Annotated in this window: 21 protein-coding genes; 7 read left to right on the top strand and 14 right to left on the bottom strand. The window is 70.5% G+C overall.

Annotated features, from left to right (window positions below; all coding sequences use genetic code 11):
• Window positions 1-3 precede the first annotated feature (3 nt).
• On the bottom strand, window positions 4-1425 hold the full coding sequence (locus ACFY16_RS21170) for a xylan 1,4-beta-xylosidase (RefSeq protein WP_390648686.1): 1422 nt from the start codon (window positions 1423-1425) through the stop codon (window positions 4-6).
• A gap of 199 nt (window positions 1426-1624) precedes the next feature.
• Here ACFY16_RS21170 and ACFY16_RS21165 point away from each other — a divergent pair, with 199 nt between their 5' ends.
• Window positions 1625-2719: a DUF5925 domain-containing protein gene (locus tag ACFY16_RS21165; protein ID WP_390648685.1), complete on the top strand. Its 1095-nt coding sequence runs from the start codon at window positions 1625-1627 to the stop codon at window positions 2717-2719.
• 60 nt (window positions 2720-2779) lie between these two features.
• Complete coding sequence (locus ACFY16_RS21160; protein WP_390648684.1) at window positions 2780-3559, top strand: DUF72 domain-containing protein; 780 nt, start codon at window positions 2780-2782, stop codon at window positions 3557-3559.
• Between the two features lie 5 nt (window positions 3560-3564).
• Here ACFY16_RS21160 and ACFY16_RS21155 read toward each other — a convergent pair whose 3' ends face one another.
• Entirely contained in the window at window positions 3565-3933 is a 369-nt protein-coding gene (locus ACFY16_RS21155; protein ID WP_390648683.1) for a GntR family transcriptional regulator, read from the bottom strand.
• 93 nt (window positions 3934-4026) lie between these two features.
• Between ACFY16_RS21155 and ACFY16_RS21150 the strand changes: the two genes are divergently transcribed.
• Both ACFY16_RS21150 and ACFY16_RS21145 read left to right on the top strand, forming a co-directional pair.
• On the top strand, window positions 4027-4956 hold the full coding sequence (locus tag ACFY16_RS21150; RefSeq protein ID WP_390648682.1) for a GNAT family N-acetyltransferase: 930 nt from the start codon (window positions 4027-4029) through the stop codon (window positions 4954-4956).
• Window positions 4937-5437 (top strand): DUF402 domain-containing protein, encoded by a 501-nt coding sequence (locus ACFY16_RS21145; RefSeq protein WP_390648681.1) that lies wholly within the window; start codon window positions 4937-4939, stop codon window positions 5435-5437. Before ACFY16_RS21150 ends, ACFY16_RS21145 begins: the two co-directional genes overlap by 20 nt.
• Window positions 5438-5466: 29 nt before the next feature.
• Here the strand turns inward: ACFY16_RS21145 and ACFY16_RS21140 are convergent, their stop codons facing one another.
• Window positions 5467-6090, bottom strand: a complete 624-nt coding sequence (locus ACFY16_RS21140) for a class I SAM-dependent methyltransferase (protein WP_390648680.1) — start codon at window positions 6088-6090, stop codon at window positions 5467-5469.
• A 139-nt stretch (window positions 6091-6229) separates the two neighbouring features.
• Here ACFY16_RS21140 and ACFY16_RS21135 point away from each other — a divergent pair, with 139 nt between their 5' ends.
• Window positions 6230-6364, top strand: coding sequence for a hypothetical protein (locus tag ACFY16_RS21135; protein ID WP_390648679.1), 135 nt, complete (start codon window positions 6230-6232; stop codon window positions 6362-6364).
• Window positions 6365-6386: 22 nt separating this feature from the next.
• Here the strand turns inward: ACFY16_RS21135 and ACFY16_RS21130 are convergent, their stop codons facing one another.
• Window positions 6387-6848, bottom strand: coding sequence for a GNAT family N-acetyltransferase (locus ACFY16_RS21130; RefSeq protein ID WP_390648678.1), 462 nt, complete (start codon window positions 6846-6848; stop codon window positions 6387-6389).
• A 291-nt stretch (window positions 6849-7139) separates the two neighbouring features.
• Here ACFY16_RS21130 and ACFY16_RS21125 point away from each other — a divergent pair, with 291 nt between their 5' ends.
• Window positions 7140-8117, top strand: coding sequence for a lytic polysaccharide monooxygenase (locus ACFY16_RS21125; RefSeq protein WP_390648953.1), 978 nt, complete (start codon window positions 7140-7142; stop codon window positions 8115-8117).
• Window positions 8118-8166: 49 nt separating this feature from the next.
• Here the strand turns inward: ACFY16_RS21125 and ACFY16_RS21120 are convergent, their stop codons facing one another.
• Together ACFY16_RS21120 and ACFY16_RS21115 are read right to left on the bottom strand one after the other, a co-directional pair.
• Window positions 8167-9036 (bottom strand): esterase/lipase family protein, encoded by an 870-nt coding sequence (locus ACFY16_RS21120; protein ID WP_390648677.1) that lies wholly within the window; start codon window positions 9034-9036, stop codon window positions 8167-8169.
• Between the two features lie 173 nt (window positions 9037-9209).
• The gene (locus ACFY16_RS21115; protein ID WP_390648676.1) at window positions 9210-9653 is read right to left on the bottom strand and encodes a MarR family winged helix-turn-helix transcriptional regulator; all 444 of its coding nucleotides are present in this window, start codon (window positions 9651-9653) and stop codon (window positions 9210-9212) included.
• Window positions 9654-9739: 86 nt separating this feature from the next.
• On the opposite strand from ACFY16_RS21115, the gene ACFY16_RS21110 reads away from it, so the two are divergent.
• On the top strand, window positions 9740-10114 hold the full coding sequence (locus ACFY16_RS21110) for a cupin domain-containing protein (protein WP_390648675.1): 375 nt from the start codon (window positions 9740-9742) through the stop codon (window positions 10112-10114).
• Between the two features lie 3 nt (window positions 10115-10117).
• Here ACFY16_RS21110 and ACFY16_RS21105 read toward each other — a convergent pair whose 3' ends face one another.
• From ACFY16_RS21105 to ACFY16_RS21070, 8 genes are all read right to left on the bottom strand, one after another.
• Window positions 10118-11128, bottom strand: a complete 1011-nt coding sequence (locus ACFY16_RS21105) for a hypothetical protein (RefSeq protein ID WP_390648674.1) — start codon at window positions 11126-11128, stop codon at window positions 10118-10120.
• The gene (locus tag ACFY16_RS21100; RefSeq protein WP_390648673.1) at window positions 11125-14580 is read right to left on the bottom strand and encodes a DNA polymerase III subunit alpha; all 3456 of its coding nucleotides are present in this window, start codon (window positions 14578-14580) and stop codon (window positions 11125-11127) included. The genes ACFY16_RS21105 and ACFY16_RS21100 overlap by 4 nt, the downstream gene beginning before the upstream one ends.
• A gap of 204 nt (window positions 14581-14784) precedes the next feature.
• On the bottom strand, window positions 14785-16050 hold the full coding sequence (gene ltrA, locus ACFY16_RS21095) for a group II intron reverse transcriptase/maturase (protein WP_390648672.1): 1266 nt from the start codon (window positions 16048-16050) through the stop codon (window positions 14785-14787).
• Between the two features lie 691 nt (window positions 16051-16741).
• Entirely contained in the window at window positions 16742-17824 is a 1083-nt protein-coding gene (locus ACFY16_RS21090; protein ID WP_390648671.1) for a S1 family peptidase, read from the bottom strand.
• Window positions 17825-18057: 233 nt separating this feature from the next.
• Window positions 18058-18963, bottom strand: a complete 906-nt coding sequence (locus ACFY16_RS21085) for a slipin family protein (protein ID WP_390648952.1) — start codon at window positions 18961-18963, stop codon at window positions 18058-18060.
• Between the two features lie 157 nt (window positions 18964-19120).
• On the bottom strand, window positions 19121-20017 hold the full coding sequence (locus ACFY16_RS21080) for a S1 family peptidase (RefSeq protein WP_390648670.1): 897 nt from the start codon (window positions 20015-20017) through the stop codon (window positions 19121-19123).
• A gap of 209 nt (window positions 20018-20226) precedes the next feature.
• Window positions 20227-21009: a DUF1684 domain-containing protein gene (locus ACFY16_RS21075; RefSeq protein ID WP_390648669.1), complete on the bottom strand. Its 783-nt coding sequence runs from the start codon at window positions 21007-21009 to the stop codon at window positions 20227-20229.
• Window positions 21010-21014: 5 nt separating this feature from the next.
• Window positions 21015-22337: an NtaA/DmoA family FMN-dependent monooxygenase gene (locus tag ACFY16_RS21070; protein ID WP_390648951.1), complete on the bottom strand. Its 1323-nt coding sequence runs from the start codon at window positions 22335-22337 to the stop codon at window positions 21015-21017.
• Window positions 22338-22346: the final 9 nt, after the last annotated feature.

The following is a 22346-nucleotide window of genomic DNA, read 5'->3' as shown; positions in this document are numbered from 1 at the left end:
AGCTCATCTGGTGAGCCACTTCACCTCGTACGCCTGCATCTCGAACCGTTTGCCGTCGATCTGCGCGCTGATCGGCCGGTCGAGGATGTTGACCACCAGGACGACCTTGTCGGTGGCGAGGACCCGGACGTTGGGTACGTCGTCCGGGGCGACGGGCACGGTCGCGTACTTCGTGCCCGGCCCGAACGCCTCACCGAACCGGGAGACCAGGTCGTACATGGGCAGTTTCCCGCCGCCGCCCCCGGTGCTGGTCGGTGTCCAAAGGCAGCCCGGGCAGTCGGTGCCCTTCTCCTCCTCCGGGTTCCAGTAGAAGCCGGAGGACGCGCCGCCCCTGACCATCGCGATCATGCCGGCGGCCTGCACGGCGAGGCGGCGGGTCTCGGACCAGCCCTTGCGGTCGTCGTTGCCGTCGGCGGGTTCGACGTAGTACTCCGCCCACCACAGGGGCAGACCGCCGGTCTGCCGCCGTACCCACTCACCGACGGCGGTGAACTTGTCGGTGGCGCCGAACTCGTCCGGCAGCAGGTCGTCGTCCTTGGTGTAACTGGAGCCGTCGACGACGACGAAGTCCGCGCCGGCCTTGTTCTTGTTCCAGTAGTCGAAGGCGTCGAGGACCCGCTGGTCCATGGCGCCCCACTTGCCCTTGAAGGTCGTCGAGGCCTCTTCCGCGCGCGGGTCCACGCTGTCCATCACCAGGTACGGGCCGCCGACCATGATGTTCTTGTCGACCTTCTTCAGGGCCTTGTAGACGAGGTTGTACAGCTGTGTGTACCCCTCGTAGTCCCAGCGGCCCTCGGCGTTGTTCCAGAAGCCCTTGAACTCGTTCCAGACGATGAAGTGGCGTACGTCCGGGTAGCGCTTGGCGACGGTCGCGGCGAGCGCCGCGAAGTCCGCGTAGTGCTCGGGCCGCGGGGCGGTCTCCAGGGCGGACTGGCTCCAGTCGGTGTTGCCGGTGCCGGCCTTGCCGCCCTTCATCCAGTCCGGTGAGCAGCACAGGGTGATGACCGGGGTGCCGCCGGAGTCCCGCACGAAGTCGATACGGCGGTCCAGCGCGCCGAAGTCGTAACGCCCCTTCACCGGCTCGGGGTTGTCGGCGCCCCAGCCCATGATGGCCTGGTTCTGCGGCAGGCCCCCGTCCGCCGACAGCAGCCCCTCGACCCGCCGGGTGGCGGCGCCGCTGCCCTCGTCGGCGCTGAACTGGGTGTGCGTGAAGCCCCAGCCCACCTCGGGTTTCGCCACCTCCTTCGGGGTGGCGGGAGTGCCGTGCACCTCGCCGCCGTCGGGCGTGGTGCCCGCGGTGGTGCCGCCGCCCCCGGGCAGCGTGTTGATCAGGGTCACGATCAGAGCAAGTGCGGCCACGCCCACGCCGAGCAGCGCGGTGAGTCGCCACCGCAGTGCCCCCGAATTCCACCCATGACGTCCCATCAAGGGCAACAGTAACGGCGGGAACGGGCGTACGGGCAGGTGTTGGCATGGCACACCCTTGTAACAGGACGGAGGAGATACAGAGGGGCGAAGAAGGGGCGCAGAAGGGACACACCGGAAGTGGGGAACGCAGCCGACACTTCGACGCGCACCGCGGAAACCGGGTGCACTCGGCGCCCGTGTGCCGGATCATGGCGGCATGTCCGCGAACCCACACGACGCTCTGCCGATCCGGCTCACCGTCGACGACTCCGACTCCCCGTCCGACGTCGTCGACGCGCTGTTCCTCGGCCGCTTCGCGACGGGCGAGCAGCCGTTCTCGCACGCCTCGAACATCGACCGCGTACGGTCCGGCGCGTCGCTGCTGCCGCCGGACGCCCGCGTACTGCGCATCGCCCGCGACGACGACCGCAGCGCGACGCTGGCCGAGGGCGACGGCTGGACACTCCTCGTCTCCCGCTGGAACCGGGGCGCCGACGTCACGGTCACGGCGACCAGCGCCGAGCTCGCGGCGAAGGTCCTGGACCAGGCCACGGACGGCGCGACGGACGAGCCCGAACCGCAGCCGGAGAACGTGACGATGGGCTTCTGGTACGTGTCCCCTAGACGGGGCCCGCACCGCACCACCCGGCAGATCTCGGCGGGCACGTGGGACGAGGTGCGGGCCAACTACACGGCACCGGTGGCCGACGCGATGGACCGCCTGATGAAGACGACCCCCGAGGACATCGCCGGCCGGCTGCTCCTGCTGCACGGACCGCCCGGCACCGGCAAGACCTCGGCGCTGCGCACGCTGGCGCGTTCCTGGCGGGACTGGTGCCAGGTGGACTGCGTCCTGGACCCGGAGCGGCTCTTCAGTGACGTCGGCTATCTCATGGACATCGCGATCGGCGAGGAGGACTCGGCGGGCAAGGGGCGCTGGCGACTGCTGCTCCTGGAGGACTGCGACGAACTGATCCGCGGCGAGGCCAAGCACACTGCAGGCCAGGCCCTGTCCCGCCTGCTCAACCTGACCGACGGCCTGCTCGGCCAGGGCCGCAACGTCCTGGTCGGCGTCACGACCAACGAGGACCTGGAACGTCTCCACCCGGCCGTCGTCCGCCCCGGCCGCTGTCTGGCCCGTATCGAGGTCGGCGCGCTGACCCGCGCGGAGGCGGTGAACTGGCTGGGCACGGAGGAAGGGGTCGGCCGGGACGGGGCGACGCTGGCGGAGCTGTACGCGCTGCGGCGGGGGACGTCACCGACCTCGGTGCCGGAGCCGCGGGACGCGGCGGATGCGGGGCTCTATCTCTAGCGACATCTCCGGCGACAGCTCAGCGACCACCTCTGGCGCCCTGAGTGTTTTCATGGGGGTATGACCCTGTTCGTGGGCACGTCGGGCTGGCAGTACCGGGACTGGCGCGACGTGCTCTACCCGGCCGACGTGCCCCTGCGGCTGTGGCTGGAGGAGTACACGACGCACTTCGCCACGGTGGAGATCAACAACGCCTTCTACCGACTGCCGAGCCGCGAGACCTTCGAGAGCTGGCGCGACCGGGTACCCGCGGACTTCGTGGTCGCGGTCAAGGCGAGCCGCTATCTCACCCACATCAAGCGGCTGCGGGACCCCGAGGAGCCGGTCGACCGCCTGATGACCCACGCGGCGGGCCTCGGCGGCCGCCTCGGCCCGGTCCTCCTCCAGCTGCCGCCGAACCTGCGCGCCGATCCGGGGCTGCTGGACAGATGCCTCGCCTGCTTCGCGAAGGGCACGCGGATCGCGGTCGAGCCCCGCCACGACTCGTGGTGGACGCCCGAGGTGCGCGAGGTGCTGGAGTCCCGGGGCGCGGCCCTGTGCTGGGCCGACGCGGGGTCCCGGCCGGTCACCCCGCTGTGGCGCACCACCGACTGGGGCTATGTCCGCTTCCACCACGGCCGCGCCCTGCCCTGGCCCCGCTACGGCCGCCAGGCCCTGTCGACATGGGTCCAGCGCATCGCCGACACGTGGTCCGACGGCCGGGACGTGTACGCGTACTTCAACAACGACCCGGGCGGGGCGGCGGTCGAGGACGCGGGGGTCTTCGCACGGGCGGCGAGGGCGACGGGGCTGACGCCGACGCGTACGCCGGAGGGCGTGCGTCAGGATGCCCGCCACTGAACTCCCTAGCTCTCGTACGCCGCCCGCAGGGCGTCGCGGACGGCCGCCAGCGCGTCCGCCTCCGTGAGTCCGAGCCGCCGGGCCCGCTCCACGTAGGCCTGCGCGGCCGCCGCCAGTTCCCGCTCCGCGGCCGCGCCGGCCGCCGCGACATAGGTGCCGTGCCGCCCGCGTGTCTCGATCACCCCGTCCGCCTCCAGCGCCCGGTACGCCTTGGCCACCGTGTTCACCGCGAGGCCCAGCGACTCGGCCAGTCCGCGCACGGTCGGCAGCCGGTACCCCACCGGCAGCACCCCCGACCGCGCCTGCGCGGAGATCTGCGTCCGTACCTGCTCGTACGGCGGGGCACTGTCATCGATGTCGATCTTCAAGGTCACGGGGTGATTGTCCCGCACGCGCCCGTGCCCCGCCCGTGCCCCGCCCGAAAATGAGAGGCGTCCCGGCGCAGGTACCCCGTAGCGTGCGGCTGCATGACTGTGATCGTGCGCGACCTGCGTCCCGACGTCCGCCCCGACATCGAGGCCTTCGCCCATGTCCGCCATCTTGCCCTCCCGTTCATCCTGTGGACCCCGGACGCTGTCGTCCACCGGCTCGTCCACACCCACCCGGACGCCCGCTTCCGGTGCCTCGTCGCGGAGGAGGACGGCGAGATGATCGGCACGGCCCAGCTCGGCCTCGCCCACGACAGCCCGGAGCCGGGCCAGGGCTTCCTCAACGTCTACGTGCACCCGGACCGGGTACGCCGCGGCGCCGGCGGGCTCCTCGTCCGCGCCGCCGAGGAGTATCTGGCCGCGCAGGGCGCGACCAGGCTGTTCTCCTGGGTCCTCGACGAGCCTGCCAACCGCGCGTTCGCCGAGCGGCACGGCTACCGCGCGAGCCGCTCGGCCCACTTCCTCCGGCTGGACCTGGCGAACGGCACCCTGCCACCGCTCCAGGACCCGCCGCCCGGCGTCGAGCTGCGCACCGCCGCCGACTTCGCGGACGACCCGCGCCCGCTGTTCGAGCTGGACGCGGAGACGACCTTGGACGAACCCAGCGACCTCGACACCGAGTTCACCGACTACGAGACCTGGGTCGAGGAGAATTGGAAGCACCCGCTCCTCGACCATGACGTGACCGCGGTCGTGGTCGTCGACGGCCGCCCCGCCGCCTTCAGCGCGGCCCACACGGACCGCGGCACCCGCTACGCCAGCGCCATGACCGGCACCGCCCGCGCCTACCGCGGCCGGGGACTGGCCAAGCTCGCCAAGACCGCCTCCCTGCACCGCGCCCGCGCGGCCGGGTACACGGAGGCGTTCACGGGCAACGACGCCGGCAACGGCCCGATGCTCGCGATCAACAAGTGGTTCGGGTACGAGATCTGCGGGACGGAGGTGCGCTATGTCCGCGAACTCGGCTGACCCGGCCCGCTCGGTGGACGTCGTCCTCGTCAAGGGCGGCCGGACGAAGATCCGTTACCCCGCGGAGCTGCTCCAGGACGACGGCACCCGGATCGTCGTGCGCGCGCCCTTCGCGGGCGGTGCCGTGCGCGACTTCGGCTTCGTGCGCTTCGAACCGGGCGACGTCTTCACGGAGTACTACTGGCGGGACCGCTGGTACGCGGTGATGGAGGTGCGTGGCCCCGCGGGCACGCTCAAGGGCTGGTACTGCGACATCGCCCGCCCGGCGACCCTCTCCGGCACCGAACTCGTCGTCGAGGACCTCGACCTGGACCTGTGGCGCTCCGCCGACGGCAGCGACGTACGACGGCTGGACGAGGACGAGTTCGAGGAGAGCGGCCTCACGGAGAAGGACCCGGAGGCCGCGTCCGCCGCCGTGGCCGCCCTCGACCAGCTGGAGCGGCTGGCCCGCGAGGGTGGCTTCGACGAGCTGCTCACCTAGGGCGAGACACGCCCCAGGGTCCGCCCGGCTCACGTCAGGGCCACCACCGCGTACCGCTCGTCCGCCACGTCCTTCCCCCATAGCAGCGCCTCGTCCGACAGTCGCTCCAGGCGCACCTCCTCGGCCAGAGGCGTCACGAGGGCCGTGAGCCGGTCGGCGGGTATGCCGACCGGGCTGAGGGTGCCCCACACTCCCTCGACCAGCACGAGCCGGCCACCGGGGCGCAGCAGGTCCCGCCAGTGCCGCAGGGCACGGCCCGGGTCGGGCAGGGCCCACAGCACATGCCGTACGAGCACGGTGTCGAAGCGCTGCTCGCCCACCGGCGGTGCCGCCGCGTCACCGACGAGGAACGCGGCGTCACGTCCGGCGAGCTTCTCGCGGGCGAGGGCGACCATGACCGGGGACCGGTCGACGCCGGTGACGTGGTGTCCCTGCTCGGCCGCGAGGAGCGACAGGCTGCCGGTTCCGCAGCCGAGGTCGAGCAGGTCGCCCGCCCGCTCGGGCAGCCAGGCGCGCAGCCGTCGCGCCCAGGCCGAGCGCACCTCCGGATCCCGCAGCCCGTGATCCGGCTCGTCGTCGAACGCGGCGGCCTCCGCGTCCCAGTCCACGTTTGCCGAGGTCGTAGTCGTGAAGTCAGCGATCTCATCCGTCATGCGGCAAGCGTGACACCCACCACTGACAATCGAATCGTGACTCCGGCCACTGACAGACGGCCTCCGATGAGGAACTCTCGCCGAAAGGGTCTACCTCCGTGAGAACACGGAACTCGGTAGGCGCTCGAAGGAGGCAGCCATGCGCCGCATGACAGTGCAGAAGCCCCTGAAGAAGACGGACGCCCGCCGGGTCCGCGAGGAGACCGACGAGCGTCCCGCCGGGCGGCCCGAGGTCCGCAAGGACATCGCACGCACCTGGTGGCCGGACGGCTGACCGGACCGGCCGCCTGCGCCGGTCAGACCAGTCGTTTGCGGTAGTGGATGCGGTCGTAGGGCCCGTCGACGCGGCGTTCCACGACCTCGTATCCGAACTTCGGGTAGATCTTCTGGTTCTCCCACATCATCGCGTTGGTGTACAGCCTGATTTCGGGCAGACCCAGCGCACGCGCGCGTGCCTCCACGAACGCCAGCAGCCGCCGCCCCACCCCCTCGCCGTGTGCGTCGGGGTGGACGGCGATGCTGTCGAGGAAGAGATGGTCCTCGTACGCCTCCAGCACGACGAGGCCGATCACCCTCCCGGTCCCGGGCTCGCCCGCGACGAACACGCGCCCCGCGGCCACGTTCGCCGCGTGGTCCGCCTCCATGGGCTGCGGCACGACGCCGATGCGCTCGATGTAGCGGTGGTACGCCGTGTCGGTCACGGCCTTCACGGCGGGGACCTCGGCGGCTACGGCCGGGCGGATCGCGTCGTCGGTCATGCGCGCACGGTATCCGGTTCTGTCCTCGTGGAGACTCCGGGGCGTTGGATGATCTCGCTGATCCACAGTCCGCCGGTGCCGAGTTGACGGTGTTCCCTGTCCCCCGACTCCGTGCCGCGCCACGCCCCTCGAACCGCCTTTCTGATCGCTCAGTTAGCCCGGCCTTAAAGCGACCATAAGGATCTCCGTCGACCGCCTCCAGCAGGCGATTTCACGGTTGCTTGCGGCTAGCTTGTCGATCACCCCCATGGGATCCGGCCCGCCCCAAGGATCGTTTCGAGGAGTTCCCGCATACCCGCTCGCCGCCGCAAGCTCGCCGTCGCCGCCACGCTGGGCACCGCCCCGCTCGCCCTGACCGCCCTCGCCGCCGTCCCCGCGGCCGCGCACGGCTCGATGGGCGACCCCGACAGCCGGGTCTCGCAGTGCTACGCGGAGGGCCCCGAGAGCCCGAAGTCGGCAGCCTGCAAGGCGGCGGTCGCGGCCGGCGGCACACAGGCGCTCTACGACTGGAACGGTATCCGGATCGGCGACGCGAACGGGCGGCACCAGGCGCTCATCCCGGACGGCAAGCTGTGCAGTGCCGCCGACGAGGAGTTCAAGGGCCTCGATCTGGCCCGCGCCGACTGGCCGGCGACCGGCGTGAGCAGTGGCTCGTACACCTTCAAGTACCGCGTGACCGCCCAGCACAAGGGCACCTTCAAGGTCTACCTGACCAAGTCCGGCTACGACCCCGCGCAGCCGCTGGCCTGGTCCGATCTGGACCTGGAGCACCCGGTGGCGACGGCCACGGACCCGGTGGCCTCGGGCGGCTTCTACACGTTCTCCGGCACGCTTCCCGAGCGCTCCGGCAGGCAGCTGCTGTATGCGATCTGGCAGCGCTCGGACAGCCCGGAGGCGTTCTACTCCTGCTCGGACGTCACCTTCGGCGGCGGCTCCAGCGGGTCCAGCGGCTCCACGGAAGCCCCGGCCGCCGCCTCCGCGCCCTCCGAGCAGCAGATCGAGGACGGTGCCGACAAGTCGACGATCGAGCACCACGGCCATGGGGACGACGACGCCAGTACGTCCGCGGAGCCGAGCACGGAACCGACCGCGAAGGCCGTCGCCGCCAATGAGCCGAAGGCGGCGGGCGCGACCGAGAACCTGGCCGAGACCGGCGGTGACGGCAGCACCCCGTATCTCGCCGTCGGCGGCGCGGCCGCGCTGGCGCTCGGGGCGGCGACGCTGTTCGCGTCGGTGCGGCGGCGTGCGACGGGCGGCGGCAGCGAATGAGACTCCGGGGCCTGACCGGCGGCTCAGGCCGGACAGGCCCCGGCGGTGGTCAGCTCAGCACCGACGCACAGGTGGTCGCGGTGGCGTGCGCCGGGTCGAGAGCGTTCGCCACCTCGTGGAAGGCGATCCGGTCGGTCAGTCCGAGGAGTGCGTGCTCGGACAGGTCGAGCGGGCACAGGTCCTGGATCAGGACGTTCTTCACGTCGGACCCGCTCAGGAACTGGGTTCGATACGGGGTGACGACCTCGTCGTACTTGCTGGCGATGACCGTGTAGTGGACGCCGGGCACGGTGTCGCCGCCCGCGTTGAGTTTGGTCATGAAGTCGGACCCGACGACCTGCTGGGCGAGCGCGGGGGTGGCCAGGGTGAGCAGGTCCTCGGCGCCCGGGAAGTACGGCAGCAGGTTGGTGAGCCCGCTGAGGGTGGTGCCGTGGTTGTTGGGTGCGATGCCGACGAGGGCGTTCACCTTGGCGGCTCCGCCGAGGAACTTCAGGTAGTAGCGGGGCATCATGCCGCCCTGCGAGTGGCCGACGAGGTCGGCCTTGGCGGCGCCGGTCGCGGCGAGCACCTTGTCGACGAAGGCGGACAGCTGCTCGGCCGACTTGTCGATGGGACCGAGGCCGTGGAAGACGGGGACGCCCGGCAGCTCGCCGTAGTCGAGGGAGAAGACGCAGTAGTCGCGGTCCTCGAGGTACGGGGCGAGGGACAGCCAGTTGTCGACGGAGTTGGCGAGGGTGCCGTGGACCAGGACGACGGGGCGGGGGTGGGTGGCGGACGGCTTGCAGGAGTAGTCGTTCCAGCCACTTGACGAGGTCGGGGCCGCGGCGGCCGCGTGGGCGGCGGTGGCGGGGACGGCGGCGACCGCGGCGGTCAGCAGCAGCGCGACCAGCGGTCTGAGCACTCGCTTCCAGGGCAGCATCGTGTGATCTCCTTGCGGCTCAAGGGAGTTGCGACGGCCTTACGCCCTGTGATCCGGATCACGAGGATGCTGTTCATTCGTCAAGTTACGGGCGAGTAGCTGAGGTGTGAAGTTACGCGTCAGTAAAAACTTCCAGTGATAACTGGCAAGGTCGGGGCGGGACGGACAAAGCATCACCAGGCGGGCCTGATGCGACCGTAGGGCGCGATGCGCGCCAAGTGGTCCCACAACACGCCCACTTCACCCTCCCCGAGCAGCTCGACCCACCTCGCCACGACCTCGGCGGCCGCCTCCTCCGCCGCGCGGGTACAGGCCCACCCGCGCTCGGTCAGCATGACGAGCCGGGCCCGCGCGTCCTCGGGATGCGGCCGCCGCTCGGCGTACCCCTTGCGCACGATCTCGTCGACGAGCTGACTCGCGGCCTGCTTCGTCACCCCGAGATGGGCGGCGAGCTCGGTGACCGTCGCGCCGTCCGGAGCGAGCCGGGCGAAGGCGAAACCGTGCGCGGGCCGCACCTCGAATCCGCGGGCGACGACACCGTCGTTGATGCGCTTGGTCAGGTCGCCCGCGGTGGCGAGCAGGGCGGCGGTCAGGGCGAGGGCCTCGGAGTTCTGCACGCCGCATTGAAACACCCTTGACGAATTGGTCAAGTCGCTTGACCATATGGTCAACCTACTTGACCATCTTCGCGAGAGGCACCCGTATGCCTGTCATCCGCTCGTCCGAAGCCGTCACCCACGAGATGCACGGCGCCCGTTTCGTCTCGTACGCCACTCCCCTCACCGGCAGCAAGGAGCTGTGCGCCTGGCGGGGCGAGATCCCGCCCGGGACCAAGGCTCCCGCGCACACCGTCAACCGGGAGGAGATCTTCCATCTGCTCGACGGCGAGCTCCTGATCACGCTCGACGGCCGCACCGACCGCGTCACCGCCGGCGACACGGTGATCATCAACCCCGGGGCGACCCTCGCCGTCGAGAACCCGGCCGACCGGACCGCGGTCTCCTGGGTCACCACGTCCATCGGCCTGGAGGCGGAGCTGGCCGACGGCACGCGGATCGCTCCCCCGTGGGCACGCTGAGTCCTACGCGGCCAGCGTCCCCGGCATCACCGCCCTCGGCCCGAACTTCGCCCGCGCGCGGTCCGCGACCTCCTCGATGCGGCGGACCTTCTCGTCGACGGGGTCGAAGGTGAGCTGGTAGGAGGCCTGTTCGGCGGGGCCGAGGCCCTCCGCGCGCAGGGCGATCGCACGGACGCGGGCCCGCTGGAGGCCGAGCGCCTCATACATGCCGTACGCCGCCTTCGTCAGCGCGGCGGAGTGCGCGGTCGGCTCCTCGAGGGTGCGGCTGCGGATCGTCGACATGGGGGTCCCCCCGCTCGAGCCTGTTCGAGAGCGGCGGAGGTCGGCGTAGCGCACGGTGAGGGTGAGGGTGCGGCACACCTTGTCCAGGGCGCGCAGCCGGGCGCCCAGTTCCCCAGCGGCCGAGAGCAGCGCGCGGCGGTGCCGGTCCGGGTCCGACTCGTCGCGGTCGAAGGGGCGTTCGGCGACGAGAGAGCGGGAGACGGCGTTCGGTACGACCCGGCCGCGGTCGACGCCGTTCGCCTTCTCGTGCAGCTCGCGGCCGGCCTTGGCGCCCACCAGACGCTGGAGCGTGGACAGAGGTGCGGCGGCTACCCGGCCGAGGGTGTCGAGGCCGTACTCGCACAGGGTGCGGGCGGTCGCGGTGCCGACGCCGGGCAGCGCGGCGACGGGCCGCTCGGCGAGGAACTCCGCGACGGCCTCCGGATCGCCGGGGACCGCGCACGTCACCCCGGGAGCTGCCTCGGCCAGCGCCATCCGGGCCAGCATCGGTCCCGGGCCGGCGCCGGTCACGCAGTCGACGCCGTAGTGGACGAGGGCGCGGACCCGGATCACCGACGCCAGCTCGACGGCGCCGCGCCCGAAGTACCGTTCCGCGCCCCGCAGATCGACGAGCGCCCCGTCCGGGGGCAGCGCCTCGACGACGGGTGTGAACTCCTCGAGGAGCCCGAGCAGCTGAGGCAGGGCCGCCTCGTACATCGGAGGCAGCTGGAAACGTACGCAGAGGATGGTCATCCCGCACTCCCCGGACTCTGGTGCCACAACTTCTTTCCACCCGCCGGGCCTTCGCCCGCGGGACGCAGATCGGCCCAGGGGTGCATCTCGTACCCCGTGGGCATCCGGATCGTCCGGCCCTGCGCCGGATCGGCCTCCGCCTGGTGAGGCGCAGGTGCCGCCAGCCGCGCCGCGACCACGTCGAGGCCGCCCTCGGCGCGCAGTTCGACCAGTTCGGCGAGGTTCCAGGCGACGGCGCCCACCACGCTGAGGCTGCGCGGGCCGCGCCGCTGCACCACCCCGCGCACCAGCAGCAGCCAGGAGTGGAAGACGGTGTGGGCGCAGGCGTCGTGGGAGTCGTCGAAGAAGGCGAGGTCGACCAGGCCCGTGCCGTCGTCCAGCGTGCTGAAGATGACCCGCTTGCCGGACCGGATCGGCGGGGTCTGGGTCGCCGCCTTGGCGCCCGCGACCAGGACCGTCTCACCGTGCCGCGCATCGCGCAGCCGTCGCGCCGACACCACGCCCAGCTCGTCGAGGAACGCGCGATGGTCGTCCATCAGGTTGCGCGAGGCGTCCATGGACAGCACGCCCAGCTCGGCGCTGAGCCGCTCCGCGTCGGACAGGTCCGGCAGCCCGGCCGGGGCGGTCTTCCGTCCCCCTGCCAGCGGGAGTTGACCGCCGCCCGCACCCCGCCCGCCCCGGTGCAGCTCGGTCAGGTGCAGTTGCAGATCACGACGGTTGGCGCCGAACGCGTCCAACGCGCCCACCTGGGCGAGCCGCCCGGCCAGCGGACGGCTCGGCCGGGCCCGCTCCCAGAAGTCGAGCAGCGAGGCGTACGGCTGCCCGTCCGCGATCCGGGCCGCCTCGGTCTCGCTGATGCCGTGCACGTCGGAGAGGGCCAGCCGGAGTCCCCATTCTTTGGATCCCGACGACGATTCAGACACCAGTTCGATAGTGTGTGCGACCGCCGACTTGTTCACGTCCAACGGCAGGATCGGCACCCCGCGCCGCCGCGCGTCCGCCAGCAGCAGTCGCTTCGGATACATCCCGGGGTCGTGCGTGAGCAGTCCGGCGTAGAAGGCGGCCGGGCGGTGCGCCTTCAGCCACGCCGACTGGTACGTCGGTACGGCGAAGGCGACGGCATGCGCCTTGCAGAAGCCGTAGCTGCCGAAGGCCTCGACGATCTCCCAGGTCCGCCGGATCGTCTCCGCGTCGTATCCGTTCGCGGCCGCGTGCTGCGCGAACCAGAACCGGATCCGCCCCTGCGACTCCGGATCGGACAACCCGCGCCGCACCCGGTCCGCCTCGCCGCGCCCGCAGCCGGTCATGATGTCGACGATGTCGATGATCTGCTCATGGAAGACGACGACTCCGTACGTCTCCTTCAGCGGCCCTTCCAGGTCCGGGTGCGGATACCGGATCGGCGCCCGCCCGTGCCGTGCCTCGATGAACGGCCGCACCATGTCGGCGGCGACCGGACCGGGCCGGAAGAGCGAGATGTCGACGACCAGATCGTGGAAGGTGGCCGGCTGGAGCCGTCCGACCAGGTCCCGCTGGCCCGGCGACTCGATCTGGAAGCAGCCCAGCGTCTCGGTGGAGCGGATGAGTCGATATGTCGCCGGGTCGCCCGGTGCCACGGAGTCCAGGTCGATTCGCTCCCCCGTCGCCCGCTCCACCTCCGCGACCGCGTGCGCCATCGCCGACTGCATCCGCACCCCGAGCACGTCGAGCTTGAGCAGCCCGAGGTCCTCGACGTCGTCCTTGTCGAACTGGGACATGGGAAACCCCTCGCCGCTGGTCGGCATGACCGGCGTACGGGCCAGGAGCGAGGCGTCGGAGAGAAGCACTCCGCAGGGGTGCATGGCGACTCCGCGCGGGAGGGCGTCGAGGGCCTCGACCAGCTCCCAGAACTTTCCGTACTTCTGCTTCTCCCCCGCCAGTTCCCTGAGTTCGGGCAACTCCTCCAGCGCCGCGCGGGCGTCGCGGGCGCGGATGTGCGGGAAGGACTTGGCGATGCGGTCGATCTCGGCGGGGTCCATGGAGAGCGCGGCCCCGACGTCGCGGACGGCGTGCCGCACCCGGTACGTCTCCGGCATGGCGACCGTCGCGACCCGTTCGGCGCCGAAGCGGCCGATGATCGCACGGTAGACCTCCAGGCGGCGCGCGGACTCCACGTCGATGTCGATGTCGGGCAGGACCGGTCGGCGCTTGGACAGGAAGCGCTCCATCAGCAGCCCGTGTTCGACGGGGTCGGCGTGCGCGATGCCGAGGAGGTGGTTGACGAGGGAGCCCGCGCCGGAGCCGCGCGCGGCGACCCGGATGCCCATGTCCCGTACGTCGTCGACGACCTGGGCGACCGTCAGGAAGTAGGAGGCGAAGCCGTGGTGGGCGATGATGTCCAGCTCCTGGTGCATCCGCTCCCAGTAGGCGCGCCGGGTGTCGTAGCCGCGCAGCACCATCCCGGCCGCCGCCCGTGAGGCGAGCGCCCGCTGGGCGGTGCGGCGGCCGGCGCCGACGAGGTGCGGCTCGGGGAAGTGGACGGTGCCGATGCCGAGGTCGTCCTCGGGGTCGACCAGGCAGGCGGCGGCGGTGGCCCGGGTCTGCTCCAGCAGGCGGTGGGCGGTGTCGCGCCGGTAGCCCGCGGCCTCGACGATCCGTTCCGCCGCTTCGAGCATGGCGTCGGGGCCCTTGAGCCAGGCCTCACCGGAGTCCAGCTCCCTGGCGGGGTCGATCGGGACCAGGCGGCGGGCGGCGTCCAGGACGTCGGCGACCGGGCCCTGGCCGGGATCGGCGTACCGGACGGCATTGCTGAGCACGGGGCGTACGCGCTGCTCGGCGGCGAAGCCGACGGTGCGGGCGGCCAGGCGCAGGGAGCCCGGGCCGGTGCCCTGGCGGCCGTGCCAGACGGCCTCGAGGCGCAGGGCGTCGCCGTAGATCTCGCGCCAGGGGGCGAGGAGGCGGGCCGCGCGGTCCGGGCGCCCCGCGGCGAGCGCGCGGCCGACGTCGGATGCGGGTCCGAGCAGCACGGTCAGGCCGTCGGCGTGGTTGTCGGACCGGGGCAGCAGCGGCGACCCCTCGCCGGCCTGCGCCGCCGTGACGAGCCTGCAGAGATCGGCCCAGCCGGCGGCGCCGTCCCGGGCCAGGAAGGTGACCCGGGGTGTCGACTCGTCGATGAAGGCACCGCCACGCACCGGGGCGCGGCGCCTTTCCGGTCGTACGGACCCGTTCTCTCGCACCGGCTCTCGTACCGGCCCGGATTCCTCGACCGCGAGATCCACGCCGAACAGCGGACGGATGCCTGCCTTCGCGCAGGCCTTGGCGAAGCGGACCGTGCCGGCGAGGGTGTCGCGGTCGGTGAGGGCGAGGGCGTCCATGTCCCGCTCGGAGGCACGCTCGGCCAGCCGCTCCGGGTGCGAGGCGCCGTAGCGCAGGGAGAACCCGGAGACGGTGTGCAGATGCGTGAAGCCCGGCACACGCACCTCCCGCACTCGTGAGCCCGACCAGCTCTCGAACATCAGTTCCCAACTACCTCACCCCCACCATACCTCCTTTCTCGAACATGTGTACGACATCCGCTCGGACCCCTCCGCCGAGTAGCCGGGGGGAATCTCACCCCCCGGCCCTCACAGAACCGTGCGTAAACCTCTCGATTTACACGGCTCGTGTCGTCCTGATCATCAGACCAGCACGGCGCACTGTGTCGGAGACAGGCGCCAGTGCGCGAACATGCGGGGGTATCGCTTCGCGATCTCCCGCAGCTTGGCCAGAGCCTTCTTCTTGCCCACGAGCCGCTTGTACTTCTTCTGGATCCAGCGCACCAAGTAGGCGTTGATGCGCATCGCAAAGGGTTCCAACTCCCACCACCGGAACCGGCTGTAGTAGTTGATCCAGCCCGCCACCATGGGATTGATCCGCCGGGCGAGCTCGTGGAAGGTCAGACCGGTCCGCCGGTGCAGGTTCCAAGACCTCACCGTCCGCCCGATCCTCGTCAGGGCTTCCCTGCTGATGCCCGGAGCGAAGCCGACAGACTGCCTGCCGTGCTTGTCCCGGTTCCGCCTGGGCCGGAACGTGTACCCGAGGAACGTGAACGCCGTGTGCTCGTACGAGCCCCGGCGCTGCGAGTCCTTGCAGTAGACGATCCGGGTCTTGGCCGGGTGCAGCTGCAGCCCGACCTCGGACATCCTGTTCCTGAGCGCGTCCAGGACCTGAAGGGCCTGGCGCTCGGTGACGCAGTGCAGCACGGCGTCGTCCGCGTAACGCTCGAACCAGACGGTCGGGAACTCCCGGGCCATCCACGTGTCGAACGCGTAGTGCAGGAACAGGTTCGCCAGGACGGGAGACACCGGAGCCCCTTGTGGGGTCCCGCGGTCCCGCTCCAGCAGGGTGCCGTCGGGCATGACGAGCGGGGCGGCGAGCCACCTCCGCACGTACAACTTCACCCAGACGGCATCGGTGTGAGCCTCCACCGCCTTGACCAGGAGGTCCCAGGGCACGCTGTCGAAGAACTTGGAGATGTCGAACTCGACAACCCAGCTTCGCCCCCAGCAGCGTTCCCGGCATTTCTCCACGGCGTCCAAGGCGGACCGTCCCGGCCGATATCCGAAGCTGTCCGGGTGGAAAACAGGATCCACCCTCCGCATCAGATGCCGGGCCACAACGGTCTGAGCCACGCGGTCAGCGACGGCGGGAATACCGAGCATTCTCGTGCCACCGCCGTGCAGCTTGGGAATCTCCACCGCGCGCACCGGCGGAGGGATATACGAGCCCGACGACATCCGGTTCCAGACCCTGTAGAGATTATTCCTCAGGTCCTTCTCGAAGTCGTCGATGCTCTGCCCGTCCACTCCCGGCGCGCCCTTGTTTGCTCTGACTTCCTCCCACGCCTCCTTGACTTCCCACTTCGAAATCTCAAACGGCTTGATCGATGACTTCAACTGGCTCATCGCACTCCTCCCGGGCACTGCCCGGTTGATGTGATCAACACAGCCACGGACGACCCGGCCCCTTCGCTCCACCCCCGTTACAGAGGCTTCGTCACTACTACGGGCCGGTCCGCCGGCACTCCCCGCGTCGGTACTCAACCCCTCACAGTTGCGTCTGCCCGGGGTGCTCCCTCTCTCCCGGCCCGTGAGGGCGGGAAGTATCGGGGAATGCCTTCTCCTGTTCCATGTGGAAGCCGCAGACCGGACTCACGTCGCCTGCATGCCGGACACCGCCTGACCAATAAACGGGCACCCGCCAGGCTTATCCCGGAGTTCAGGTAACACCCCGGTTTTGATGTCGTCTGGTTTTCTTTCGACACGTCAGCAGCGATTCACTTGCGTTCGTCTTCCCGATCCCCACCTGACGCCTCTTACGACGCCTTTTCCTCATCGCTCACCACGACGGTCTTCAGCCAACGCAGCATGAGGCGGTTTGAAGCCTCCCCCCGCAGGGCGGCTCCGAAGGGCCATAAATCCTTCATCTTCCACACAGCACCGCAATTGGAAGCCGCCCTACTATCAACTCCTTCACGCGTTCAGGACGCAACACCTGCGCAAACGCAGACCACGCCCGTGCATGCGAAAGTCCCGCCCCTCGCGCGCGGGGCGGGACTTCTTCGGCTTGTTCGGCTTCTTCGGCGGGCCGGTGCCGTCAGCCGATCTGGGCGCCGAAGGCCGACAGCGCCTCGGTGACCGGCTGGAAGAAGGTCTCGCCGCCCGAGGTGCAGTCGCCGCTGCCGCCGGACGTGAGGCCGATCGCGGCGTCGCCGTCGAAGAGCGAGCCTCCGCTGTCGCCGGGCTCGGCGCAGACGTCGGTCTGGATGAGGCCGTTGACGATGTCGCCGTTGCCGTAGTTCACGGTGGCGTCCAGTCCGGTGACCGTGCCGGAGTGCACCTGGGTGGTCGAGCCGCTACGGGTCACCTTCTCGCCGACCGTGGCGTCGGCCGCCCTGGTGATGGCCTGCGCGGAGCCGTTGTAGAGGTCGACCTCGCTCGGGTGGTCCACGTCCGCGGTGTACTTGACCAGGCCGAAGTCGTTGTCCGGGAAGCTGGACTGCTCGTTCTGGCCGATCGTGGCGCCGCTGGAGTCCGTCCAGGTGGAGATGGCCTCGGTGCAGTGGCCCGCGGTGATGAAGTACGGCCGGCCCCCCTTGACCACGTTGAAGCCGAGCGAGCAGCGCCCGCCCGACCCGGTGATCGCGTCGCCACCGGCGATGAGGGGCTTGAACTCCCCCTTGCTGCGCTTGAGTTCCGCCACGGAGCCGAGTCCGTCGACGACCTTGCCGAGCTTGGCCCACTCGGCGTCGGAGACGGTGCGGTCGGCGGTGACGACGACCTGGTTGGTGCGCGGGTCGGTCACCCAGGAGGTGCCGGGGATGGTCGCGTCGTCCTTGAGGGTCGTACGGGCGCTCTTCAGCTCGGCGAGGGAGTTCTCGACGACTCTGGCCTCGGCGCCGGCCGCCTCGACCGTCTTGGCGGCGGTCTCGTCGAGCACGTTCACCACGAGGCTCTTGGCGTTCGCGTCGTAATACGTTCCCGCGGCGTCGGTGCCGAGGGTCCTGCCGAGCGTCGAGGCGAGGTTTCCGGCCGCCACGGCCGACAGGGTCCGGGGTGCGGAGGCCTTGGCGGGCTCGCTGGCGTTCGCACTCTGGAAGGCGACTCCCGTGGCGACCAGCGCGGCGATGCCCGCACCTGCCACGGCCGCACGGCGCCCGGGTATGCGTCGGTGCTTCAACTCACGTCCTCCTGTGGGGGGTCGGCCCGGCAGGCTGGGGCAATCTGGCGGACCGGAAGGCTGGTTGACGGGCGCCAACTCTTCCGAACCGCACAGGGAGCGCACAAGGTCGACTTCAGGACGCGCGTAGAGCGACAGACGCGCCCCCTGTCGCCCTGACCACCCGCGGTCGCCCCAGGCCGATTCGCGGCGCAAACACTACGTGCGAGTAACCAGTCACCGACCAGTGAGGTTCAGTCCTGTCCTGAATTCGCCCCTCTGGGGCTCACATCCAAGCGCGGGGCGGTGGACGGAAGTTGCTCCTGCACCGGTTGCTGCGTCACGGGAGGCGACTGCGGAACCGACTGTTGGACCGGCTGCGGGACCGACTGTTGGACCGGCTGCTGGGCCTTCTCCAGGAACCGCAGCAGCTCCACCGGAAAGGGCAGGACGAGCGTGGAGTTCTTCTCGGCGGCCACCGCCACCACCGTCTGCAGCAGCCGCAGTTGCAGCGCGGCGGGCGTGTCCGCCATCTGCTGCGCGGCCTCCGCGAGCTTCTTCGACGCCTGGAGCTCGCCGTCGGCGTTGATGACCCGGGCCCGCCGCTCCCGGTCGGCCTCGGCCTGCCGGGCCATGGAGCGCTTCATGGTCTCGGGCAGGGACACGTCCTTGATCTCGACCCGGTCGATGGAGACACCCCACTCCACGGCCGGGCTGTCGATCATCAGCTCCAGGCCCTGGTTGAGCTTCTCCCGGTCGGACAGCAGATCGTCCAGCTCGCTCTTGCCGATGATGGACCGCAGCGAGGTCTGCGCCATCTGCGCGACCGCGAACCGGTAGTCCTCGACCCGTACGACCGCTTCGGCCGGCCCGATCACCTTGAAGTAGACGACGGCGTCCACACGCACGGTCACGTTGTCCCGGGTGATGCCCTCCTGGCCCGGCACCGGCATCGTCACGATCTGCATGTTGACCTTGCGGAGCTTGTCCACGAACGGCACGATCATCGTCAAACCGGGCCCACGCACCTCCGGCCGGAGCCTGCCGAGCCGGAACACCACTCCCCGCTCGTACTGCTTGACGACCCGCGCGGCCGCCATCACGTACACCACTCCGGCGGACGCGAGCGTCACTCCCGCCGCCACCAGCTCCTCGACCATCACGGCCCCCAGGGTCCGACGTGGGCGTCTCGCAGGGGATCACCGCCTGCACTTCGCCACTTCGACGGTAACTCCGGCACATGGACAAGGGCGAGCCCCCACACGGCAGTTGCGTGCGGGGGCTCACCTTGCCGCTGGCTGCGGACCGAGGGGATCGTCAGCCGACGCTCACGCCGTAGTAGTTCAGCGCCTCGACGACCGGCTGGAAGAAGGTCGTACCGCCGGAGCTGCAGTTGCCGCTGCCGCCGGAGGTCAGACCGTAGGCCACGGTACCCGCGTAGAGCGGACCGCCGCTGTCGCCGCCCTCGGCGCAGACCGTGGTCTGGATCATCTGGTAGACGACGTCGCCGCCGCCGTAGTTGACCGTGGCGTTCAGCGCCGTGACCCGGCCGCTGTGCGTGCCGGTGGTGGAGCCACGACGGTAGACGGTCGTGCCCACGCTGGGCGTGGCCGCGCTGCTGATGGTCTGGCTGCCGACCGTGCTCGGGTGCGCGGCCGAGCCGGTGTAGCGCACCAGCGCGAAGTCGTTGGTCGGGAAGCTGTAGCTGACGTTCGTGCCCAGCGTCGTGGTCTGACCGGAGTTGGAGTACCAGGTGGAGGCGACCTCGCCGCAGTGGCCCGCGGTCAGGAAGTAGTAGGTGCTCCCGCTGTGCACGTTGAAGCCGAGCGAGCAGCGGTAGCCGCCACCGTAGATGGCGTCGCCACCGGTGATCAGCCTCTTGAACTGACCAGGGGTGTGCTTGATGGTGAGGGCGCCGGCGTTGCCGCCCGCATCCTTCTTGATCTGCGCGATCTCGGCGTCGGAGACCGTGCTGTCGACGGTGACGACCACGCGGTTCGTCTTGGGGTCGACGGCCCAGGCGGTGCCCGCGACATCGGACTTGAGTACGGAGTCCTTGACGCTGCTGAGCTGGGTCGCGCTGAACGTCTGCACGTCACTCGCGTTCGCGGTGGGGACGGCGAACGCGGCGGCGGCCACGAATCCGGTGGCCACGGCGATCAGCCGGGTCCGTCTCGCGAGGCCGCTTCTGGGGGTGGTGCGCTTGATCCTCACTTTTCGTTCCCTCCCAGGGGAATTCGGGGGCCCGTGTGGGGTCGAGGCCCGTGAGGCGCAGCCAGGAGCGGCGTGCCCGGATTTCGAACACACCGTGTCCCTGACAAGCGCTGAGGGGGAGTATTCGGCCGCACGGCCGACGGGCGCAAGGGCGCCTTTCGGCCGTGCAGCCTTCAACTTACCCACGGACCGTGGGAGTTGCTCACGTGTCAGAGCAGGTTCCGCTCCCCCGCCGGAATCGCGACGGCCAGCCTGTTCCCGGGCGGTGGGAAGGGGCAGATGAAGTGGTCGGCGAAGGCGCAGGGCGGCAGCAGGGCCCGGTTGAGGTCGACCGTCGTACGGCCCTCGGCGTCCGGTGCGGCCGGGCGCAGGAACCGGAAGCGGTAGCTGCTCTCCCCACTGGTGGTGTCGGCGAAAACCGCCCACAACGAGCCGTCACCCTCGACCGTCACCTGAAGCGTGTGCTCCTGCCCGTCGAGGGTGAAGGCCAGCTCGCCGCCGAGGCCGAGCCCACGCTCGCGCCCGTCCGCGTTCTCGACACGTACGGTCCGGTCCTCGCCGTACGGCGTGAAGCGCCCCGGCACCGACCAGCGCGGGTCGTACGGTGTGGCCTCGATGCCCTGGAACCGGCGCCGCGCCTCGGCGTCGGGGTCGAAGTCGCGTACGCCCCAGGAGCCCTCGCGGACCAGGACGACCAGCCGGCGCTCGCCCAGCGCGACTCTGGCCGCGGTCACGGGCCCCGGGTCGGCGGCGAGCCGCACCTCGCCGCCGAAGGGCGCCCCGTCAACGGTCAGCCCGTCCGTCTCGGCGGCGGTGAGCACGACCACGTCACCGTCGGCCACCCAGCTCCCCGGGATGTCCGGAAGTTGCCCGTCCGGATAGTCCTCCAGCCAGTGCGTACCCGCCAGCGCGAGCGGCCCGTAGGCCGCCGAGACCGATTCGGTGCGGTGCTCGTGCCACTGCTTCCAGTCGTCGGATGCGTCCGTCGTCATCTGTGTCAACCCTTCCATACCGGGTCGGGCAACCCGAGGTGTGAGCGCAGAGTGCGCCCCTTGTATTCGGTGCGGAAGGCGCCGCGCTCCTGGAGCAGCGGCACCACCCGGTCGACGAACTCGTCGAGTCCGCCGGGTGTGAGGTGCGGGACGAGGATGAAGCCGTCGGCGGCGTCCCGCTGTACGAACGTGTCGAGTTCGGCGGCGACCGCCTCGGGGGTCCCGATGAAGGACTGGCGATCGCTCACCTCGATCACGGTCTGCCGGATGGACAGCCCCTTCTCCTTCGACAGCGCCCGCCACTTCTCCGCGATCGCGACGGTGTCACGGCGCCGGGTCCGCCCCTGAGTGATCGACGAGTCAGCCACCGGGTCGATCTCGGGCAGGGGCCCGTCGGGGTCGTAGGACGACAGGTCGACGCCCCAGACCTGCTCCAGCGCGAGGATCGCGTTCTGCGGGGAGACCTGCTGCCGCTTGATCTCGGTCGCCCTTTCCTGCGCCTCTGCCGCGGTGTCCCCGAGGACGACGGTGACACCGGGCATGATCTTCAGGTCGCCCGGGGAGCGACCGTACGTCGCCAAGCGCCGCTTGACGTCGGCATAGAAGGCGCGACCCGCCTCCAGCGTGCCGTGCCTCGTGCTGTGCCTTCCCGGGGGACAACCCCCGCACCCCCAGCCGGAAATGAGGACGTCGGCGGTGGACGCGGCGCACTCCCGCCCCTCGTCGGAGTCCCTGGCCTGGATCACGACCGGATACCCCTGCGGTGAGCGGGGCACGGTGAACTCACCCGCGATGTCGAAGTGCCGACCCCGGTGCGCGAACGGCCGCGAGACGCCCTCGGGTGTCCAGGAGTCCCACAACTCCCTGGCCGTAGCGATGAATTCGGCAGCGCGCAGGTGGCGCTCGCCCCGGTCCAGGAAGCCGCCGCGCCGGAAGTTCTCGCCGGTGAGGGCGTCGGAGCAGGTGACCACGTTCCAGGCGGCCCGGCCTGCGCTGAGGTGATCCAAGGTGGCGAGTCTGCGGGCGAGTTCGTACGGTTCGTTGAAGGTCGCGTTGACCGTGGCGGCGAGCCCCAGCCGGTCGGTGACGGCGGCGAGCGCGTTGAGCACGGTGAGGGACTCGGGCCCGCCCACCACGTCCAGATCGTGGATGCGGCCCTTGTGCTCGCGCAGCCGCAGCCCCTCGGCGAGGAAGAAGAAGTCGAACAGGCCGCGCTCGGCGGTGCGGGCGAGGTGCTCGAAGGAGGAGAACTCGATCTGCGACCGGGACCGCGGATCGGTCCAGACCGTGGTGTTGCTGACGCCGGGGAAGTGGGCCGCGAGATGCATCCGTTTGCG

It is taken from the genome of Streptomyces sp. NPDC001315 (assembly GCF_042896175.1).
Classification (GTDB): Bacteria; Actinomycetota; Actinomycetes; order Streptomycetales; family Streptomycetaceae; genus Streptomyces.
The sequence above is the reverse complement of the archived record's forward strand: the minus strand, read 5'-3'. Positions and strand labels throughout refer to the sequence as shown.

Coding starts and splice junctions, on each gene's coding strand:
- ACFY16_RS21170 (WP_390648686.1), bottom strand. CDS start 1,425: ATGGGACGTCATGGGTGGAATTCGGGGGCACTGCGGTGGCGACTCACC.
- ACFY16_RS21165 (WP_390648685.1), top strand. CDS start 1,625: ATGTCCGCGAACCCACACGACGCTCTGCCGATCCGGCTCACCGTCGAC.
- ACFY16_RS21160 (WP_390648684.1), top strand. CDS start 2,780: ATGACCCTGTTCGTGGGCACGTCGGGCTGGCAGTACCGGGACTGGCGC.
- ACFY16_RS21150 (WP_390648682.1), top strand. CDS start 4,027: ATGACTGTGATCGTGCGCGACCTGCGTCCCGACGTCCGCCCCGACATC.
- ACFY16_RS21145 (WP_390648681.1), top strand. CDS start 4,937: ATGTCCGCGAACTCGGCTGACCCGGCCCGCTCGGTGGACGTCGTCCTC.
- ACFY16_RS21140 (WP_390648680.1), bottom strand. CDS start 6,090: ATGACGGATGAGATCGCTGACTTCACGACTACGACCTCGGCAAACGTG.
- ACFY16_RS21135 (WP_390648679.1), top strand. CDS start 6,230: ATGCGCCGCATGACAGTGCAGAAGCCCCTGAAGAAGACGGACGCCCGC.
- ACFY16_RS21130 (WP_390648678.1), bottom strand. CDS start 6,848: ATGACCGACGACGCGATCCGCCCGGCCGTAGCCGCCGAGGTCCCCGCC.
- ACFY16_RS21120 (WP_390648677.1), bottom strand. CDS start 9,036: ATGCTGCCCTGGAAGCGAGTGCTCAGACCGCTGGTCGCGCTGCTGCTG.
- ACFY16_RS21110 (WP_390648675.1), top strand. CDS start 9,740: ATGCCTGTCATCCGCTCGTCCGAAGCCGTCACCCACGAGATGCACGGC.
- ACFY16_RS21105 (WP_390648674.1), bottom strand. CDS start 11,128: ATGACCATCCTCTGCGTACGTTTCCAGCTGCCTCCGATGTACGAGGCG.
- ltrA (WP_390648672.1), bottom strand. CDS start 16,050: ATGAGCCAGTTGAAGTCATCGATCAAGCCGTTTGAGATTTCGAAGTGG.
- ACFY16_RS21085 (WP_390648952.1), bottom strand. CDS start 18,963: ATGGTCGAGGAGCTGGTGGCGGCGGGAGTGACGCTCGCGTCCGCCGGA.
- ACFY16_RS21075 (WP_390648669.1), bottom strand. CDS start 21,009: ATGACGACGGACGCATCCGACGACTGGAAGCAGTGGCACGAGCACCGC.
- ACFY16_RS21070 (WP_390648951.1), bottom strand. CDS start 22,337: ATGCATCTCGCGGCCCACTTCCCCGGCGTCAGCAACACCACGGTCTGG.